The 16,294-nt window shown below is 35.9% G+C and carries 10 protein-coding genes and 1 riboswitch; of the genes, 9 read left to right on the top strand and 1 reads right to left on the bottom strand.

The features are described 5' to 3' along the window. Positions 1-186 precede the first annotated feature (186 nt). The 4 genes from D612_RS18315 (at position 187) to D612_RS19480 (ending at position 3,749) form a co-directional block, all read left to right on the top strand. The gene (locus tag D612_RS18315; RefSeq protein WP_017755532.1) at positions 187-1,890 is read left to right on the top strand and encodes a sensor domain-containing protein; all 1,704 of its coding nucleotides are present in this window, start codon (positions 187-189) and stop codon (positions 1,888-1,890) included. Between the two features lie 126 nt (positions 1,891-2,016). Next, entirely contained in the window at positions 2,017-2,175 is a 159-nt protein-coding gene (locus D612_RS0111025; protein ID WP_017755531.1) for a hypothetical protein, read from the top strand. Positions 2,176-2,329: 154 nt separating this feature from the next. Continuing rightward, on the top strand, positions 2,330-3,436 hold the full coding sequence (gene yfkAB, locus D612_RS0111020) for a radical SAM/CxCxxxxC motif protein YfkAB (RefSeq protein ID WP_017755530.1): 1,107 nt from the start codon (positions 2,330-2,332) through the stop codon (positions 3,434-3,436). Between the two features lie 145 nt (positions 3,437-3,581). Next, positions 3,582-3,749 (top strand): hypothetical protein, encoded by a 168-nt coding sequence (locus D612_RS19480; RefSeq protein WP_017755529.1) that lies wholly within the window; start codon positions 3,582-3,584, stop codon positions 3,747-3,749. A 54-nt stretch (positions 3,750-3,803) separates the two neighbouring features. Here D612_RS19480 and D612_RS0111010 read toward each other — a convergent pair whose 3' ends face one another. Next, on the bottom strand, positions 3,804-5,222 hold the full coding sequence (locus D612_RS0111010; RefSeq protein ID WP_017755528.1) for a hypothetical protein: 1,419 nt from the start codon (positions 5,220-5,222) through the stop codon (positions 3,804-3,806). A gap of 164 nt (positions 5,223-5,386) precedes the next feature. Then, a riboswitch (cobalamin riboswitch) is annotated at positions 5,387-5,569 on the top strand. Positions 5,570-5,746: 177 nt separating this feature from the next. Here D612_RS0111010 and D612_RS18310 point away from each other — a divergent pair. The 5 genes from D612_RS18310 to D612_RS0110985 all read left to right on the top strand — a co-directional run bounded on the left by D612_RS18310 (position 5,747) and on the right by D612_RS0110985 (position 15,939). Further along, the gene (locus D612_RS18310) at positions 5,747-11,860 is read left to right on the top strand and encodes a DUF4430 domain-containing protein (protein WP_017755527.1); all 6,114 of its coding nucleotides are present in this window, start codon (positions 5,747-5,749) and stop codon (positions 11,858-11,860) included. A gap of 102 nt (positions 11,861-11,962) precedes the next feature. Further along, the gene (locus D612_RS18765) at positions 11,963-12,745 is read left to right on the top strand and encodes a DUF4430 domain-containing protein (RefSeq protein WP_017755526.1); all 783 of its coding nucleotides are present in this window, start codon (positions 11,963-11,965) and stop codon (positions 12,743-12,745) included. Continuing rightward, a complete protein-coding gene (locus tag D612_RS0110995) occupies positions 12,738-13,613 on the top strand; it encodes an energy-coupling factor transporter transmembrane component T (RefSeq protein ID WP_017755525.1) in 876 nt (291 codons plus the stop codon). Before D612_RS18765 ends, D612_RS0110995 begins: the two co-directional genes overlap by 8 nt. Further along, the gene (locus D612_RS0110990; protein WP_017755524.1) at positions 13,604-15,274 is read left to right on the top strand and encodes an ABC transporter ATP-binding protein; all 1,671 of its coding nucleotides are present in this window, start codon (positions 13,604-13,606) and stop codon (positions 15,272-15,274) included. The genes D612_RS0110995 and D612_RS0110990 overlap by 10 nt, the downstream gene beginning before the upstream one ends. Beyond that, complete coding sequence (locus D612_RS0110985) at positions 15,250-15,939, top strand: ECF transporter S component (protein ID WP_017755523.1); 690 nt, start codon at positions 15,250-15,252, stop codon at positions 15,937-15,939. The genes D612_RS0110990 and D612_RS0110985 overlap by 25 nt, the downstream gene beginning before the upstream one ends. The last annotated feature ends 355 nt before the right edge of the window (positions 15,940-16,294 follow it).

The raw sequence follows: 16,294 nt of genomic DNA, 5'->3' as shown, positions 1-16,294 counted from the left end.
CCTAAAATAAGTTTAAGATGACTAAGTAAAGGGTAACAAATTAATAGAAAATAGTAGTTTTCAACGTGAGACCATTTAATAATGGGACATAGAATTCTCACATATTTACACATATATAATGGTGCAAATGTAGTATAATGGAAGCAATACCAATATTATTCAGCGCACAAGCAGGGTGAGGATTTTATGCTAGATTATAATTATTTGTTAGAGGTTATGTTTTCTCAAAATGTTGATGGTTGCTTTTTTATGGTTTTAGATAAACCTATTTACTGGAATGAAACTGTCGATCGTGAGAAAGTATTAGATCATATATTTGATAATCAAAAAATCACGAAAATAAACCAAGCGTATTTAGATCAGTATGGTGTTAGTGGAGATGAAATGCTTGGTAAAACTCCTCGCCAAATTTTTAAGGATAACGTCGAGTATGGAAAGAGTTTATGGAGAAAGATGCTAGATAATGGCAAATTGCACTTGGAATTTGAAGAAAAAACAAGTGACGGATTAGATATTGTTATTGAAGGTACGTATATTGCTTTTTATGATGATGAAGGACGTTTTGAAGGCCATTTTGGCTTTGAGAGGGAAATTACGAATCGAAAGAAGCAGGAGGAGCTTATCGAATACTTAGCTTTTCATGATGAAGTAACAGGATTGCCAAATCGCCGTTATTTTGAAAAGAAATTCGTTGAGCTTGTTTATAGTGATAAACATGAAAAAAGTGCACTTTTGTTTTTTGACCTTGATCAGTTTAAATTTATAAATGATGAATTTGGTCATTCATGTGGTGACCAAGTATTAAAAACTGTGGCAGAGCGAATTAAGCAGGTGCCAAGGTGCAATTTTGTAGCAAGAATGGGTGGAGACGAGTTTGTTGTCCTTATTCATGATATTAAAGATATTGATGAAGCATTAGCGATCGCTAGGGAAGTATTATCACTTATAAAAGATCCGATCAAAATTACCGGGCAGATGTATACTTTAACTACAAGTATTGGTATAGCCTGCTACCCTGATGATGGCACCACATTTGACCAGTTATTACGGTCGGCTGATGCAGCCATGTATAAAGCCAAAGAAAAAAGAGGTCAAATTCACGTTTATGATAAATCATTACAAAATAAAAGCGTTCAGAGTAAATTAGAGAAAGAGCTTCGCCTTGCTTTAGCAAAAAATGAATTTGAGCTTTATTATCAACCTCAGCTTGATTATTTAACAAATAACATTATTGGTTACGAAGCTCTTATAAGATGGAATCACCCAGAACGGGGAATCGTCTCACCTGCAGATTTTATTCCGATAGCTGAAGAAACAGGGTTAATTATTCCAATAGAAGAATGGGTTCTTGACAAGGCATGTCAGGATATTAAGTTACTTGTAAGGGACAATACTAGTTTGACAAGAATAGGTGTTAATATATCACCCCAGCATTTTCAAGCTGATTTAGTCAACCATGTTGTTGCAGCTTTATCTAAATCGAATATACCACCACATATTTTAGATATTGAAATAACTGAAGCATTAGCAATGCATCGCTCGAAACAAGTTTTGCAACAGCTTAAAGCGTTAAAGGAAATGGGGGTATTTATTTCGATTGATGATTTTGGTACAGGCTATAGCTCACTAAAATATTTAAAGGATTTTCCTGTTGATCGAATTAAAATCGACCAATCGTTTTTGCAGGAGATTACAACAAAGGTAGAAAATGCATCAATTGTTAAAGCAATTTTAACGTTGGCTAGAAATCTAAATTTATTTACGATTGCTGAAGGGGTAGAAACACAAGATCAAATAAAGTTCCTAGAGCAAAACGGTTGCTACTTAATGCAGGGCTATTATTATTCGAAGCCATTACCTTTAAATACACTATTAGAACAAAAAAAATAAACATTTACGGTTATCTGAGGTGTGATTAGAAATTACACACTTTCAGATAACCTTTTTAATTGTTGCATGAAATTTTATCTCAAAATCCAAACTAAAAATGATTGTGAATAAAAAAGGGGTGGTATGATGGCGAATCGAAAAGAAAAATTTGAGAGCAAAAACCAAGGGTCTCCTAAAAGGGGAAATGCTGATGTAATGCTTGGTGAAGGGATGACAAGTGGTGATGATAATAAAGGGAAGGAATATCGTTCAAAAATAGGGAGTAAATCGGAGAAGCTTCACTAAATGTCGGAAAGGGGTTGTCTAAAAATCATTTACTATGACTTTTTGGACAACCTATTAACTTTATTTTGAATATAGCAAACAGTTAGAAAGAAATGTATAATATGAACTTGGAAAAATAATTTACTTGAACCAGTTTGATAAGAGGTGTAAACATTTGAAACAGGAAATAAATCCTACGTTCGATCCATGGGAGTCTTACTTAAAATTTAGCCAGGAAGAGAAGTTCAAATTAACTAATATTGAATTCACGACTACAAATTTATGTAATATGCGTTGTGAGCATTGTGCAGTTGGTTTTACCTTAACAAGTAAGGATCCAGAACCACTTCCTATTGATTTAATGTTTGAAAAACTTGATGAATTACCTGATTTAACGTGTTTAAGTATAACGGGCGGCGAGCCAATGCTTTCAAAAAAATCTGTTGAAGAGTATGTTCTGCCGTTATTAAAATATGCACATGAACGAGATATTTATACGCAAATAAATTCTAATTTAACTCAGGATATAGAGCGCTATGAGTTAATAGCACCTTATCTAGATGTATTACATATTTCCCATAATTGGGGGACAGTATACGACTTTGTTGAACGCGGCTTTACCAATATGGAGAAAAAACCTTCAATCAAACAACGAGAAAGCTATTTTCAAAGGATTATAGAGAATAGTAAAACATTGTCACGTAATGGAGTAATGGTTTCAGCAGAGACGATGCTTAATCCAAAAACTCTACCTTATATAGAACAAATTCATTATCAGGTAGTTCACGAAATGAACTGTAGCCGTCATGAAATACATCCAATGTACCCTAGTGATTTCGCAGGAACATTAGAAGCGTTAAGCCTAGATGAAATGAGGATAGCTATTGAGAAGCTATTAGACATTCGTGATCAAAATACGTGGATGCTGTTTGGGACTTTACCCTTTTTTCCTTGTAGTGATAATCAGGAAGATTTAAAGCTATTAACTAAATTGTATAATAGTAAAAATGTAACGGTTCGGAATGATCCAGATGGCAGGTCGCGTTTGAATATAAATATATTTACTGGTGATATCATTGTTACTGACTTTGGTGATATTCCGCCATTAGGGAATATTAAAAGAGGAAGCTTAATAGATGCTTTCGATAGGTGGCTAAAAACAGATTTAGCATCCGAATTAAGTTGTTATTGTCCAAGTGTAAAATGTCTTGGACCCAATGTTTTTGTGAAAAATTTATATTACAGCAATGAAAATTTTGGAATGAAGGTTTCCAATCTATAAGATGCATTCCTTCGATTTTTTGAGGAGTAAGAATGAGGAACATACTTTACAATAAATTTGAAAACATTTTGAAAGTATGCGTTTTTTTTTAAAAGGACAAACTAATAAAAACTTTTTAATGACATAATAAAAGGAGCTGATGAAGTTGCACGAGAGAATATTAGCTTGGAAAGCTCAGCTTGAAGCAGAAAAAGCTTCATTGTTACAACTTCAAACAACCGGTGAATTTACAGAAGAGGAAGAAGGAAGATTATTATATATTGAGTCGATGTTAGAGCAAGTAGATAATAATCAATATTCATGGTGGTGGTAAACTATCTATAATTAGCCGTCTTATTTTAGTAATAAGACGGCTTCTTTTTTAACACTATAGTAAAAACATCGCAACTATTGTTGTTATAATTAAACCAATTACAACCGGCACTAAATTCCGCCTCGCAAGCTCAAATGGATCCACTCCACAAATCGCTGCGGCTGGTATTAAAGCCCAAGGAACTAATGTACCGCCGCCAACCCAAATAGCTGCTATTTGCCCAAGAGCAGTTAAGGTTGCAGCACTCGCGCCGACCGCTGTCGCAAATAACTGTGCCAACGAACCAGCTAAGGAAATCCCTGAGAAGCCTGACCCGTCTAATCCAGTAATAGCTCCGACAGCTGTTAATGTGACAGCCGTAATCTGACCGTTAAGCGGTACGACATGTGCAAGGGCAACACCTAAATCATTGACAATTCCTTGAGACGTAGCTGGTAGAAACTCTCCAATTATTTTCATGAAGCCTGAATCCCCTAGATAGAAGAACGCTGCAATTGGAATAACTGGGCCAAACACTCTAAAACCAAATTGAAAGCCTTCAATCAAATAAGAAGTTGTTTCCTCTAATCCGTTATTTCTGTGAGCTAATAGGCTATTCAAAATGAGAATAAATACAGCTGTACCCCCAACTAATGCTGTGGCATCCCCACCGGAAAGATTTAGAATAAACATTGCCACAACATCTAGTAAGAATAAGATCGGAATGAGGATTGCGATTAGCTTTTTAGCCCCAGGAGTTAGTAAGTTTTTTAAAAGCTCTTTTTCCTTTCTTGATAAATGTTTTTCATTTGAGCTCTCACTAATGGTTGTGGATTCAGCTTTTAAGACGCCTCTTTTCATGTCGCGCTTTAGAAAAATAAATGCAGTAACGGTTGTCACAAGACCCATTACAAAAACGAGTGGAACACTAGCTTGCACTACATCAATGACCGGAATCCCAGCTGCATCTGCTGTTAATTTGGGGGCGCCTTGAATAATAAAATCCCCTGACAATGCAATCCCATGTCCAAATAAGTTCATGGCCATCGCAACACCGAGCGCTGGTAAACCAACACGAATAGCAACCGGAAGTAATACCGCACCTAATAATGCTACAGCTGGCGAAGGCCAGAAAAACCAAGAAATGACCATCATAAGGATTCCAATAGTCCAATAAGCAAGTGCCGGAGTTCGAATCAGCTTCGTAAAGGGTGAGATCATTACATCGTTGACACCTGTCCTTGTAAGCGCTTTACTCATTGAAACTATTATAGAAATAACAAGAATCGTACCGAGCAGCTCAGTAATTGCAAAAATGAAGCTATTAAAAATACTGCTAATGGAGGAACTAAGTGATTGAGTAGCGGTAAAGGCAAGCAAGAAAATACCGACAATACAAACTAACGATGTATCCCTTCTCATCACCATGAATCCAATTATTATAAGAATAAAGGCTACATAGATCCAATGAAGGGCAGTTAATTCAATCCCCATCTACTTTTAGCCACCTTTCTTAAACTTAAACCTAAATACTGTAATATAGGATATGAGGAAGTCTACAAGGTGTGATTATCCAGTGCAATTTTTATTGTATTTTAAAAATTATCATGTAGAAGATAGACAAGCGTTATGAAAAGGTGTATTCTTATTTTAGAAATTTAATAATAGTTTGATTAGGCGCAATTTTTTTTGCTTAATAGGGAAGATCGGTGAAAATCCGACACGGTCCCGCCACTGTAAATACTTAGAGTTTCACTATCATGCCACTATTTAATAATGGGAAGGCAGTGAGACTTGCTTGAGGTATAAGTCAGGAGACCTACCTAATCATATAACACCCAAACCCCCTACGAGGAATAGGGAGGTGTAGTGATGAGTTAAGACACTATTTCATATTGTGTGTTTCTTCTGACGTCAACCACCTCTCTTAATAGGGCGAGGTGGTTTTTTGTTGGTCAAAAATGAGTGTACGCTCAGTGATCGATAGTGGTGTGAAAATATCGATAGGAGGAGCAATGGTGAAATCTATTAGGTTATTTTTACGTTGTACAATTATAGCAACTTTGTTAGTTGCGCAAATATTGAGTGGTATCAATTTGGGGGTCTTAGCTGAGACAACAATGAATCAAGATACTAGTCATGAAAGGACATTGTCTCAGGTCGAAACCGATGTTGAAATTTCAAATACGAACGGGACTAATCAATCAAATACGGAAACATTTTTATCAGAATCTAGCAATCTCTTAGCATTTCAACCTGCCGATTCGAATGTTCAGATAACAACTGCAGCGACAATTCAAATTGTTGGACTATCACCTTCTGACACGATTGAAACCGACGTCTTATTTGAAGAGGGAGATACGGCTTTATCAATTCTGCAATCAGTAGCAGAAGTAGAAGTACTTGAAACAGACTATGGTCCGATGATTAATGGAATTAATGGATTACTAGCAGCAGGTACATATTATTGGGGATTTTATGTAAATGGAGAGTCGTCTCAAATTGGAGCAGGGGAATATGAACCAGTAGCAAACGATATACTTACATTTCAATATGAATCATGGAAAACAGTTACGAAAGAAACAACAATAGAAATTGAAGGGGAAACAACCACTACAAGGAAGCTTGCTATCGAGGAAGGAGCAACAGCTTTATCACTTCTGCAATCAGTAGCAGAAGTAGAAGTACTTGAAACAGACTATGGCCCAATGATAACTGGGATTAATGGATTACAAGCAGCAGGTACATATTATTGGGGATTTTATGTAAATGGAGAGTCATCTCAAATTGGAGCAGGGGAATATGAACCAGCAGCAAACGATATACTTACATTTCAATATGAATCATGGAAAACAGTTACAAAAGAAGCAACAATAAAAATCGAAGGGGAAACAACAACTACAAGAAAGCTTGCTATCGAGGAAGGAGCAACAGCTTTATCACTTCTGCAATCAGTAGCAGAAGTAGAAGTACTTGAAACAGACTATGGTCCGATGATTAATGGAATTAATGGATTACTAGCAGCAGGTACATATTATTGGGGATTTTATGTAAATGGAGAGTCGTCTCAAATTGGAGCAGGGGAATATGAACCAGTAGCAAACGATATACTTACATTTCAATATGAATCATGGAAAACAGTTACAAAAGAAGCAACAATAAAAATCGAAGGGGAAACAACAACTACAAGAAAGCTTGCTATCGAGGAAGGAGCAACAGCTTTATCACTTCTGCAATCAGTAGCAGAAGTAGAAGTACTTGAAACAGACTATGGTCCGATGATTAATGGAATTAATGGATTACTAGCAGCAGGTACATATTATTGGGGATTTTATGTAAATGGAGAGTCGTCTCAAATTGGAGCAGGGGAATATGAACCAGTAGCAAACGATATACTTACATTTCAATATGAATCATGGAAAACAGTTACAAAAGAAGCAACAATAAAAATCGAAGGGGAAACAACAACTACAAGAAAGCTTGCTATCGAGGAAGGAGCAACAGCTTTATCACTTCTGCAATCAGTAGCAGAAGTAGAAGTACTTGAAACAGACTATGGTCCGATGATTAATGGAATTAATGGATTACTAGCAGCAGGTACATATTATTGGGGATTTTATGTAAATGGAGAGTCGTCTCAAATTGGAGCAGGGGAATATGAACCAGTAGCAAACGATATACTTACATTTCAATATGAATCATGGAAAACAGTTACAAAAGAAGCAACAATAAAAATCGAAGGGGAAACAACAACTACAAGAAAGCTTGCTATCGAGGAAGGAGCAACAGCTTTATCACTTCTGCAATCAGTAGCAGAAGTAGAAGTACTTGAAACAGACTATGGTCCGATGATTAATGGAATTAATGGATTACTAGCAGCAGGTACATATTATTGGGGATTTTATGTAAATGGAGAGTCGTCTCAAATTGGAGCAGGGGAATATGAACCAGTAGCAAACGATATACTTACATTTCAATATGAATCATGGAAAACAGTTACAAAAGAAGCAACAATAAAAATCGAAGGGGAAACAACAACTACAAGAAAGCTTGCTATCGAGGAAGGAGCAACAGCTTTATCACTTCTGCAATCAGTAGCAGAAGTAGAAGTACTTGAAACAGACTATGGTCCGATGATTAATGGAATTAATGGATTACTAGCAGCAGGTACATATTATTGGGGATTTTATGTAAATGGAGAGTCGTCTCAAATTGGAGCAGGGGAATATGAACCAGTAGCAAACGATATACTTACATTTCAATATGAATCATGGAAAACAGTTACGAAAGAAACAACAATAGAAATTGAAGGGGAAACAACCACTACAAGGAAGCTTGCTATCGAGGAAGGAGCAACAGCTTTATCACTTCTGCAATCAGTAGCAGAAGTAGAAGTACTTGAAACAGACTATGGCCCAATGATAACTGGGATTAATGGATTACAAGCAGCAGGTACATATTATTGGGGATTTTATGTAAATGGAGAGTCATCTCAAATTGGAGCAGGGGAATATGAACCAGCAGCAAACGATATACTTACATTTCAATATGAATCATGGAAAACAGTTACAAAAGAAGCAACAATAAAAATCGAAGGGGAAACAACAACTACAAGAAAGCTTGCTATCGAGGAAGGAGCAACAGCTTTATCACTTCTGCAATCAGTAGCAGAAGTAGAAGTACTTGAAACAGACTATGGTCCGATGATTAATGGAATTAATGGATTACTAGCAGCAGGTACATATTATTGGGGATTTTATGTAAATGGAGAGTCGTCTCAAATTGGAGCAGGTGCATATATACCTGCAGCAAACGATATTCTTACATTTAAATATGAATCATGGGAGCAACCAAGTGAGCCACCAGTTGAAGAGGAATCTCCAGGTGATGAGATAAATGGGCAATTTCCAGCTGGGAATTTAACAGACCAACTTGATCAAACAGCTAAGTGGATACAAACGAAGGGAGTTACGTCAACTTGGGAAGCGTTAGTATTACGACAATTAGGGAAAGGGATACCACTTTCCTATTTCCAAGGCATTGAAAATAGAGTTGTTGAAAATAAAGGTCAGTACACAAACGTAACAGACTATGAAAAAATTGCAATAGCTCTTATAGTAGGTGACAAGGATCCTACAAATATTCAAGGCTATAATTTAATAGAAAAAATATATAATAATGAGCGAATGACAGTGCAAGGTTTGAACGGCATTATTTATGGCTTATTAGCTTTAGATAGCAAAGATTTTGTCGTTCCAGAGTCTGCTAACTGGAATCGTGAGAAGCTAATCCAATATGTTTTAAATACCCAGAATAACGATGGTAGCTGGTCTTTAATGGGATCAATATCTGATGTTGATATGACTGCGATGACGTTATCAGCACTTGCACCTTATAAAGAACAGACCGATGTAGCAACTGCAATTGATGACGGAATTAATTGGTTGTCAACAATTCAACTAACAAACGGTGGATTTAATGGGAAGTATGGTGAGAATTTAGAAACAACAGCTGCAGTATTAACTGCCCTTTCTGTACTAAAAATTGATCCGACTGGTGATCAATTTACAAAGGGAAATAGTAACATAATTAACTATTTATCTTCCTATATATTAAATGATGGTAGTTTTAAGCATAAGGTAGATGACGACACTTCTGATCATGTGGCAACAGAACAAGGATTATTAGCGCTTGTAGCTTATGCTACATATTTAGACGGTAAAGGCTCTATCTATGATTTATCTAATTTACCACCATTAGTTGAAGGGGAACTAGGTGGCGGAACAGGCAATCTCCCACCTGCAGAAGAAATCAAACAAACCGTTACAATTAGCGTTAAAACACACAACTCTACTATTTTATCCCCTAGAACAATTGAAGTGAATAAAGGAGCGACCGCTTTAAGTGTATTAGTAGACGAACTAGGTGGTAGAGTGGAAACAAGCGGTTCGGGCTCATCAGGATACGTCATTGCAATTGATGGATTAGCAGAATTTGACCATGGACCTACTAGTGGTTGGAAATTTTCAGTAAATGGATATTTTCCTAGTAGTGGGGCAGGGACGTATAGACTTAGTGACGGAGACCAGCTTGAGTGGATATATGTAGTAGAGGATGCTGCTGCAGCGAATGAAATTAAAGAACTGGAAGCAGCCAATAAAGATACAAGACCAGAGTCCATCAGCATTGCTGTCTTTGATTCTCTTAAATCTATAACCAAAGATTCGCAAAAAATAAATGCAGTTCTTAATATTGACAAAAAAATGTCAAGCGAAGCTGCGCAGAAACTAAAAGAAGAGCTAACTGAAAACAAAGTAAACCTTGAAAAAACAGTAGATCCAACGGTGGAGACAGTTATTGAAGGAGCAACAGTTGATGAAGCAAAAATTGTGATTCCGAAAGCTGCGCTAACAGAGCAGAAAACGATCAAAATAGAAGAACTTGCGTCAACTTCAGAAATGGTAGGGCAAATTAAGTCTTCTATTTATCAATTCTCACCAAAGGGAACAAAATTTGAAAAACCGGTCTACATTTCTATAAATATACCGATTGAAGATGAAAACCTTGAAAATATTGTTATGGCTTATTTTGATGAGCAAAAAAATGAATGGATTCCAATCCCAACAGTAATTGATGCTAAATCAGGAATCGTTACTGGTAAAGTCGATCACTTTACAAAATTTGCTGTAATCGATAAGTCAGCGAAAAACAAATTGGACATAACAACTGAAATGAACAATTTAATCGATTACCTCCAAAGTGACGAAACGCAGTCTGAATGGGAGGATTTTGGATTAGCCCGTTTGAATCTATCGAATAACGAAGCTGTTTTAGCTTCAATCGTTGAGAAATTAAAGGCGGTAGATGGAGAATTCCGAAAAATTACAGATTATGAACGCTATGTGTTAACAATCAAAGCCCTTGGTGGAGACGCAACGAATATTGGCGGATACGATCTAATCGAAAAAATTTACAACAATGAGCGAATGACATTACAAGGTACAAATGGCTTGATTTTTGCGCTCATCGCATTAGAAAGCGGACATTACAAAGTGCCGAATTATTCAAAATGGAATAAAGAAAAAATCTTAGCCGAAATTTTAGCAAACCAGAATAAAGACGGTGGATTTTCGTTAGTAAATGGCGATACGTCCGATGTTGATATTACAGCGATGGCGATAAGCAGCTTGGCTCCCTACAAAGAACAGGATACTGTGAAAACTGCGATTGATAAAGCTGTTGCTTGGTTGAGCAATGCCCAACAAGCAAGTGGTGGATTTATTGCTGACGGAAATGAAAATAGTGAAAGTGCGGCACAAGTCATTATTGCTTTAACTACAATTGGCGTTGACCCACAAGGAGATTTATTTACAAAAGCGAATGGAAATGTCGTTTCGAATTTACTATCATACCAAAACGAAGATGGCGGCTTCTCGAATCTTAAAAATGATTCATCAGATCAAATTGCTTCAGAACAAGCGTTATTGGCAATGGTTGCATTAGACCGCAATAACAACAATATGTCTTCCATTTATCAGTTTGTAGATAAACAAGAGTATGTTGAAAGCACAGCTGTCATCCCAGCTTATGTGGATGTTGCGGATATTTCAGCATATGCCCTTCCATCCGTGTATAAAGCTTATGCGAAAGGGATTATGCATAGTATAGATAAAGATCAATTGCGATTTGCGCCAAAGCAACAATTAACACGTGCCCAATTTACCGCGATTTTGGTAAAATTATTGGAAGGTAAAAGTTACGAGGGGAAAAATGTCATTTTTGAAGATGTAAAACCGGATCAATGGTATTATGGTGTTATTATGAGTGCACACCAACTCGGTATTGTCAAAGGTATTTCTGAAACTACTTTTGGTCCAAATGAACCAGTTACTAGAGAACAAGTCGCGATTATTATTGCTAGAGCTTATGGTTTAAAGCCAAAACAAAGCAATTCGAATCACGCTAATTATAGGGATATATCATCTTTAAGTAACGATGTTCAAGCTGCAATTCAGTCTCTTTATGATCACGATATTATGAAAGGAACAACTAGTGATCTATTTAGCCCAAGTGATAATGTTACAAGAGAAATGGGTGCTGTAATATCAGTCCGTATTGATGAGAATTTATAAAAATAGTAAATGAGGATGGACTAAAGTGTCAGGCGTAATGAACAATGGACGCCCGACACTTTTGGCTATCCTTAAAACTATTAAACAAGGTGGAACGATACGATGAAACAAATTAGAACCGTGTTATTTTTGTTTACCATGTTCGCAGTTTTTCTTGTAGGTTGTGGTACAGATGATGCAACAAACAAACAGCAGCATCAGGAAGTTGTTAAAGAAGAAATTGTAATTTCAGAAAGTAATGAAATTACATCGCAAGAGTCTATAGAAGCGAATTTTGAAACCGAAGAAACTGAAATAATTGGTACAAACATACAGGAACAAATTACTCCTATTGAAGCTGAACAGGACACAACTACAAAAGAATTCAAGGAAGAAACAAACCAACAAACTGCAAATAAAGAATTAAAGAATGACAGTAATAACCAACAAGCAGCAGTGGGAAGTCAATCAATCCAAGCAGATGAAAACTCCACTTCATCCACAAATGCTGTTGAGAATGAGCAAACTGCTACACTAAATAAAAACGGTGATCACAAAAATGTCGTCACTATCACAATTAAGGGTGATGAACAGGCAGGGATCATTTTGCCCTCAACAGAAGTTGAATATAAAACAGGTGATACAGTGCTTGATGTGTTGAAAAAAGTGACAAAAGAAAAACGGATACAAATGGAATATAGTGGTAGTAGGGCGACAGCTTATATTGAGGGTATTTCAAATTTATACGAATTTGATAAAGGGCCGAAAAGTGGTTGGATGTTTAGTATAAATGGCATTTTTATGCAAAAAGGTGCCGGAGTAATTGAAGTGAATCATGGAGATGACATTGGATGGCATTATACGTTAGAGCTTGGAAAAGATTTGGGTGTAAACGTGAATGAATAATCATCAAGGCTTTTATGCTTTGCATCCAGCCGTCAGTTTTATATATTATGTAGGATTGTTTTCATTAAGCATGCTTTTTTTACATCCTTATTTTTTAATTACTGCTTTAATTTCTGTAGTTTTGTTAAATATATTTCATGATCGAGGTAAAAAGCTTCGAAAAGGTTTATTTTTTTATATTTTTATAGGTATTGTGATTTTAATAATTAATCCATTGTTTTCACATCGGGGTGCAACGATTTTATTTTATTTTTTAGATCAACCAATAACATTGGAAAGTATCATGTATGGTTTTTTAATAATGCTGTCAATTTTAACGATATTGATAGCTTTCTTGTCTTTTAATTTTACAATTTCTGAAGATAAGTTCATGTATTTATTTTCATCGTTTGCTCCAAAAACTACTTTGCTTATCATGATGACGTTTAGATTTGTACCACTTCTTAAACGGAGATTAATGGAAATAACTGTTGTACAAAAAGCTAACGGGATCAGTGTTATGTCAGGAGCGTTAAAACAACGAGCGAAAGCAGGTATAAGCTTACTCCATATTTTATTGACTTGGTCACTTGAGGATGCTATCCAAACAGCAGACTCAATGAAAGCCCGTGGATATGGGTTAGGGAAGCGCAGTTCATTTTATACATATCGCTTTTATAATCAGGATATTTTTCTACTCATTTGGTTAAGCGTGCTTTTGATAGTATTATTCATTATTGCATTGTTCGGTCAAGGGAGCTTAGAGATCTATCCACAGCTTGAAGCACTACAGATGTCGAGGATAGAATATACTGCATTTGGGCTATTCTTCCTATTTCTTTTTACACCACATATTATTGAGGGGAGAGAATTATTAAGATGGCACTAATAGAAATAAAAAATTTTTCCTTTATATATGCTGGTGAGAATACGGAAGCACTTCATAATGTCTCCGTTGCTATTAACGAAGGTGAAATGATTGTACTTTGTGGCCGAACAGGTTGTGGAAAAACAACTTTACTAAAACAAATGAAAACTGAGATTGCCCCAATCGGAATAAGAGTGGGACACATTTATTATAATGAAATGGAAATAGAAAAAGTTCATCCAAGAGCAATGGCAAAAGAAATTGGTATGGTTTTTCAGGATCCGGAAAATCAAATTGTAACTAGTACCGTTTGGCATGAGTTAGCCTTTTCTTTGGAGAATTTTGGCTACTGTGCAAATGAGATCCGCAAAAAGGTAGCTGAAATGGCAACTTTTTTTGGAATTGAAGATTGGTTGAATTTATCGATTCATTCTCTTTCTGGAGGGCAGAAGCAAATTGTTAATTTAGCTTCAGTATTACTCCTGCAACCGAGGCTGTTACTATTAGATGAACCAACAGCACAGCTTGACCCGATTGCAGCACGAGAATTTTTAAATATTCTTCCACGCATAAATCAGGAGTTTAATACAACTGTGGTGATTGTAGAACATCGCTTGGAAGACGTATTTCCAATTGTTGATCGCGTTATTTTATTAGAAAATGGCCAAATAAAATTTGATGACAATCCCCAAAATGTCATTAAACAAATTAAACAAACGGAAGATTATTTCCATTATTTACCGGAAATTTCGAAGTTGTTTCTCTTTATGAATGAAGACCGGTTGTTGACGGATGTTGTTCCTGTTACCGTGAGGGATGGAAAGAAATGGCTGAGCACTATTGCTAATGAAATACAAAGTGAAGAAGAAATTTCTGAGTTTAAGGAATGGAATGGCCACCCAATTATAGAGTGTAAGGATGTTTTTTTTCAATATGAGCGTGGCCAAAAATTGGTGCTAGAAGGGATTAATTATAGATTGCCGACAGGAATGTTCGCTGCAATTATTGGTGGAAATGGAGCAGGAAAGTCAACATTATTACGAATGCTAGCGGGTTTAGATACCCCGCAACGTGGTAAGGTATATTTGGATGGGAAACAGATGATGAAAATAAAAACTGATCAACGATATAAGAAAATTGGTTATTTGTCACAAAATCCACTTGCATTATTTACCCAAGATACTGTTGCAGAAGAGCTAAAGTATCGGGACGGAAAAATTAATGATGAAGAATATATACAGGCTGTTGAAGAGAGTATTGACTTTTTTGAGTTAAGAAACGTACTCGATAAACATCCATATGACTTAAGTGGTGGTGAAAGACAAAAGCTAGCACTTGCGCTCATACTGTTAAAAAATCCGAAACTATTATTAATTGATGAACCGACAAAAGGTCTTGATCCTAAATTTAAACAAAATATTGGTTTATTACTCAAACACTTGCAAAGGAAAGGCTTAACTATTTTGATGGTGACCCACGATATTGAGTTTGCGGCCCAATATGCAGATCATTGTTCCTTGTTATTTAAAGGGACTATTGTTTCCGAAGGAACGACAAACCAAATGTTAAGTGACAACTATTTTTACACAACAGCGATTAACAGATTAGTGCGAAACTATATTCCTCAAGCACTAAATTACGAGGACGTGTTAAAGTTATGGAACGTAGTAAACTATTATTAATTTCTACTATTTTATTATTTTTCGTTCTTTTCTATTTAACTTTTTTTCAAGGCGAGGAACATTACATGCTACTTAGTTTTTTAATGCTTATAGTAGCGATGTTCCCCATATTTATAAGGTTTGAGAAAAAAAAACTTGATGCTAGAAGTATTGTACTTCTAGCTATTTTAGCTGCAATTGCCGCAGTCAGTCGCGTCCCGTTTGCTGCATTGCCAAGTGTCCAACCGACTACATTTGTCGTTATCATGTCTGCTATCGTATTTGGTGCCGAATCAGGTTTCATCATAGGCGCAATCGCTGCTTTAGTTTCAAATTTATTTTTAGGTCAGGGCCCGTGGACACCGTGGCAAATGTTTGCCTGGGGCATGATTGGGCTAACAGCTGGTCTTTTTAAAAATTGGTTGTTTGTAAATAATAAAATTCCATTACTATTATTTGGTTTTATTTCAGGTTTTTTATTTGGCTGGACTATGAACCTTTGGTATCTTGTTGGATTTATGGGAAATATCTCATTTGAAATCATACTAATGTCAATCGCATCAAGCTTTTATTTTGATCTAGCTCATGGTTTATCAAATGTGTTTTTTTTATATATCTTTAGTACAAAGTGGAAAAAAACGTTTGAACGGTTCAAAGTTAAATATGGATTGATGAGTGAAATTTGAACTTTCGTTTTAAAGAAGGGTCTTTCATGATTAATGATAGTATTCGTAATGATGGTGTGGAAATATTAAATAAACAAATAAATAGATGGTATGATGGCTATACGAACATTGTATTTCATCACGATGAATATTTATAATGGTTGGTAGAAATATACATTCCCCAATCTAAACTAGTACATATATGCGAAAACCTTATTCTCATTTTTTTGAGAATAAGGTTTTTTGATGTTAAGGATGGAGAGGTATTCAGTCTTAAGTCTGAGGACAAAATCAAACTTAGGCTCGTTAACGTGGTTTTACGATTCGGATAAGATAAAGACAAGGAAAGGACACAACAAAATCTATTGTGATTAGG

The sequence above is a fragment of the Calidifontibacillus oryziterrae genome, assembly GCF_000331575.1.
GTDB classification, from domain to species: domain Bacteria; phylum Bacillota; class Bacilli; order Bacillales; family Bacillaceae_J; genus Calidifontibacillus_A; species Calidifontibacillus_A oryziterrae.
This window is presented reverse-complemented; position numbering and strand designations above follow the sequence as displayed.

Bases quoted from the DNA above. Each gene is read 5' to 3' on its own strand.
- D612_RS18315 (WP_017755532.1), top strand. From the start codon at position 187: ATGCTAGATTATAATTATTTGTTAGAGGTTATGTTTTCTCAAAATGTT.
- D612_RS0111025 (WP_017755531.1), top strand. From the start codon at position 2,017: ATGGCGAATCGAAAAGAAAAATTTGAGAGCAAAAACCAAGGGTCTCCT.
- D612_RS0111010 (WP_017755528.1), bottom strand. From the start codon at position 5,222: ATGGGGATTGAATTAACTGCCCTTCATTGGATCTATGTAGCCTTTATT.
- D612_RS18765 (WP_017755526.1), top strand. From the start codon at position 11,963: ATGAAACAAATTAGAACCGTGTTATTTTTGTTTACCATGTTCGCAGTT.
- D612_RS0110995 (WP_017755525.1), top strand. From the start codon at position 12,738: ATGAATAATCATCAAGGCTTTTATGCTTTGCATCCAGCCGTCAGTTTT.
- D612_RS0110990 (WP_017755524.1), top strand. From the start codon at position 13,604: ATGGCACTAATAGAAATAAAAAATTTTTCCTTTATATATGCTGGTGAG.
- D612_RS0110985 (WP_017755523.1), top strand. From the start codon at position 15,250: ATGGAACGTAGTAAACTATTATTAATTTCTACTATTTTATTATTTTTC.